Origin of the sequence: Blastomonas ursincola (assembly GCF_013607875.1) — a bacterium.
Taxonomy (GTDB): domain Bacteria; phylum Pseudomonadota; class Alphaproteobacteria; order Sphingomonadales; family Sphingomonadaceae; genus Blastomonas; species Blastomonas ursincola.
Genome location: NZ_VDES01000003.1, coordinates 9,812 through 13,855, shown reverse-complemented (window position 1 = coordinate 13,855; position 4,044 = coordinate 9,812). Strand labels below are relative to the sequence as shown.

Below are 4,044 nucleotides of genomic sequence, written 5' to 3'. Positions count from 1 at the left end.
CCCCCCCCCCCCCCCCCCCCGCCCTCCCCCGTTGCAATGAAAGGGCAAGCGGGGCGCATTCCCCCCTCCCCGACCCTCCCCCCCTGAAGGGGAGAGGGAGTGCGCTGGCTTAAAGCTCCTTCGCCATCCGCTTGATGTCGATGTTCAAGATCTGGTCGTTCTCCGAATAGTCAACCGGACAATCGATGAGATGCACGCCCGGCGTGTCGCGCGTATGGGCGAGCAGCTGTTTCAGATGCTCGGCGCTCTCGACGCGATAGCCGTTGGCACCATAGGCCTCGGCATATTTGACGAAATCGGGATTGCCATAGGTCAGGCCCCAGTCCTTGAAGCCCATATTCGCCTGCTTCCAGCGGATCATGCCATAGCTGTTGTCGTTGAGGATCAGCACGGTCATGTTGAGCCCCAGCCGGACGGCGGTTTCCATTTCCTGGCTGTTCATCATGAAGCCGCCATCGCCGCAGATCGCGAGCACCTTGCGGTCGGGATAGACCATCGACGACATCATCGCCGAGGGGAGCCCCGCGCCCATGGTGGCGAGCGCATTGTCGAGCAGCACGGTATTGGGGCGATAGGCGCAATAGCCGCGCGCGAACCAGATCTTGTAGACGCCATTGTCGAGGCAGATGATGCCGTCATCCGGCATGGCGTTGCGGATTTCCTGCACCAGATAGGGCGGGAAGATCGGGAAGCGCGCATCCTCGGCGAGCTTGTTGGTGTGTTCGAGCTCGGCCTTGCGATAGTCGAGCATGTGGTCGAACTTCCACCCGCCATTGGGGACGATGTCTTCCTTCATCTGCCAGATCGCATTCGCGATATCGCCGATCACCTCGATTTCGGGGAAATAGACCGGGTCAACCTCCGCCGTCTTGGTCGAGACATGGATCACCGGCGTGCCACCCGGCTGCATGAAGAAGGGCGGCTTTTCGATCACGTCATGGCCGATATTGACGATCAGGTCCGCCGCCTCGACCGCGCGGTGGACGAAATCGCCCGCCGAGAGCGCGGCGCAACCCAGGAACTTGGGGTGCCGCTCGTCGATCACGCCCTTGCCGAGCTGGGTGGTCAGGAACGGGATTCCGGTCTTCTCGATGAACTGCAGCAGCATGCGGCTGGTCATCGTGCGGTTGGCCCCGGCCCCGATCACCAGGATCGGCGACCTGGCCTGTTCGAGCGCGGTAACCGCGGCGCGGATCGACTTCTTGTCGGCATTGGGACGCCGGGTCGAGCTGGGCTTCAGCGGCACCGACTCGGTCTTTTCCTCGGCAATGTCCTCGGGGAACTCGATATGCGCCGCGCCGGGCTTTTCCTCTTCGGCGAGGCGGAAGGCTTCGCGCACGCGGCTGGGGATATTGTCGGCGCTGGCGAGCTGGTGGGTGAACTTGGTGATCGGCTTCATCATGTCGACCACGTCGAGAATCTGGAAGCGGCCCTGCTTGGATTTCTTGATCGGCTTCTGCCCTGTCACCATCAGCATCGGCATGCCGCCGAGCTGCGCATAAGCCGCCGCAGTGACGAAATTGGTCGCGCCGGGGCCCAAGGTCGCCATGCAGACGCCCGCCTTGCCGGTATGGCGGCCATAGGTTGCGGCCATGAAGCCAGCGCCCTGTTCGTGCCGGGTGAGGATGAGCTTGATCTGGGTCGACCGGCTGAGCGAGTCGAGCATGTCCAGATTTTCCTCGCCGGGAACGCCGAAGATATACTCGACACCCTCTGCCTCGAGGCATTGGACAAACAGATCGGATGCTTTGGTCATGGAATTTCCTCCCCCGGAAGCCGAAAGTGGCTCGTCGTTGCATTCGTGCGACCGAAAGGATGTCCGGGCGGCGCTTGCTGCTTGTTTACGCCCGGGCGGAACCGCTCGTTACCGGCATGGCATCCGCCCTCCATGCTGGCTGTGACGCAAGGCATAACCCCAATTTTCTGTCGAGTCACCCGCCAAAAGTGCGGCCTTCCCCTCCGTCACAGCGGTACGAGCACCGCCCGACACCAATGGAACATATAAAGAACATTTGGCTGGGAATGTTGGAGAACGACGCGTAACCTGTCCAATTACCCCTCAGAATTTTGCAGGCCAGACGCGTTTCGTGGCGGGGGCTCACCGTGTTTGCCTGCACCTTACCCGTTGGAGAGTAGACGTCATGAACCGTGCGCCTGTCTTTTCTGCCATCAAGTCGCTGCGCCAGGGCAAGGCATTTTCGCCGGCCGAGGTTATCGCCATCGACAGCCTGCTGGGCACGCTCGGCATTGCCCCCGCTTCGAACGGTGAGGCGACCCCGATAGCGATCGGCCTGACCCTCGCCGACTTCCGCACCGCCGCCGCAACCCTTGGCTGCACCAGCGTGCAGATCCGCGCGGTCTGGGAGGTCGAAAGCGGCGGCGGCTGGTTCACGGACGTGCGTTCCGATATCCTCGCGCTCGACGGGCCGGGCGGCTTTCTCGACGGGCCGCACCTGCCCAAGATCCTGTTCGAAGCGCATGTCTTTGATCGCCGGACCGCTGGCAGATATCGCGACAGCCACCCCAATCTCTCGAGCAGGGTCTGGAACCGCAAGCTCTATATCGGCGGCCAGGGCGAATATGTGCGGCTGTGGAAGGCAATGCAGCTCGACCGGCACGCTGCGCTGAAGTCCGCCTCGGTCGGCGGCGCGCAGATCATGGGCTTCAACCACAGGCTTGCCGGGTTCGACACGGTCGAAGCCTATTGGGAGGCGATGAAGGTTTCAGAGGCAGCGCATCTCCAGGCCTTTGCCACGTTTATCGAGAACCGGGGGCTGGTGAAGGCGCTGAAGGCGATCAGCAACAGCCCCGAGGACTGTATCGCCTTTGCCAGGGGCTATAACGGACCCGGCTACGCCCGGAACAATTACCATGTGAAGATCGCGCAGGCCCATGCCAGATATGCGTGAGCCACGCTGACGGATCAGTAGCCCAGCGCCAGGTCGACCTCGTTGACCAGCATCTCCCCGCGCACGAACCGCCCGAGATTCTCGGCGAACAGCGCGGCCGAGCGCTGAAACATCCGCGTCTGCGCCCGACCCGACAGATGCATCGAGATCTGCACATTGGGCAGCGTCCAGAGCTCGTGGTCGGCAGGCAGCGGCTCGGGCGTGGTCACGTCGAGAAACGCACCCGCGATGGTCCTGGCCTTGAGCGCGGCGATCAGCGCATCCTGATCGACGCATTCGCCGCGCGCGATATTCACCAGGATGGCGCTGTCCTTCATCGCCGCAAGCTCGTCCGCACCGATCAGCGCGTCGGTCTCGCGCGTCGAGGGCGTCGCGATGACCACCCAGTCGAATTCGCCGATCCGCGCCTTCCAGTCCTGCGCCCCGATGATACCCTGGTCAGGCCGTGCGGTGCGGGCAACGCCGGTCACCTCCACACCAAAGCCCTTCAGCCGGTCTCCGATCGCAGACCCGATCGCGCCATAGCCGATGATCAGCGCGCGTGTTTCATCGAGCTCGACGGTGCCTGGCGACGCCCAGAGCCATTCACGCCGGTCGGCCGCACGCACGACATCGGCATAGCCCTTGGCCATGCTGAGCATGCCGAGCACCGCATATTCGGCGACGGCGATTGTGTTGACGCCGACGCCATTCGTGACTCGGGTACCGCGCTTCATGAGCTGTTCGACGGGAAAATGATCGAGCCCGGCATAGAGCGTCGACACCCATTGCAGCTTCTCCCCCGACGCGATGATGTCGCGCATCGCCTGCTTGTCGTGCATGTCGACCCAGGCGATGTCCGCATCGACAACCTCGCGCAGCGCTTCTTCGGCCGAGCCGATCCAGACGACCTGCATGCCTTCGGGAATCACGCCCTCGATCAACGGGCGCACGAGCGCGGAAATCACGGCCTTGGTCATGCTCTCTCCTCTTCCTGGCACCGCGCCGCTTTTTCGCTTTCCGGCGAAAGCCAGAAACCAGAGCGGCTACAGCGCGATTTTGCCCCTGGACTCCGGCTTTCGCCGGAGAACAGGCACCACCATTTCTCCACCCTATCCGTTTGTCCCGAGCGAAGTCGAGGGACGCATGCACGACC

General features: G+C 63.0%; 3 protein-coding genes. 1 reads left to right on the top strand and 2 read right to left on the bottom strand.

The features are described from left to right. Positions 1–109: 109 nt before the first annotated feature. Positions 110–1,756, bottom strand: coding sequence for an acetolactate synthase large subunit (locus tag FG486_RS13920; protein WP_181268009.1), 1,647 nt, complete (start codon positions 1,754–1,756; stop codon positions 110–112). Positions 1,757–2,141: 385 nt separating this feature from the next. Between FG486_RS13920 and FG486_RS13915 the strand changes: the two genes are divergently transcribed. Beyond that, a complete protein-coding gene (locus tag FG486_RS13915) occupies positions 2,142–2,909 on the top strand; it encodes an N-acetylmuramidase family protein (protein ID WP_194249924.1) in 768 nt (255 codons plus the stop codon). A gap of 14 nt (positions 2,910–2,923) precedes the next feature. Here FG486_RS13915 and FG486_RS13910 read toward each other — a convergent pair whose 3' ends face one another. Next, positions 2,924–3,868 carry a D-2-hydroxyacid dehydrogenase gene (locus FG486_RS13910; protein WP_181268008.1) on the bottom strand — a complete coding sequence of 315 codons (945 nt, stop codon included), beginning with the start codon at positions 3,866–3,868 and terminating at the stop codon, positions 2,924–2,926. Positions 3,869–4,044: the final 176 nt, after the last annotated feature.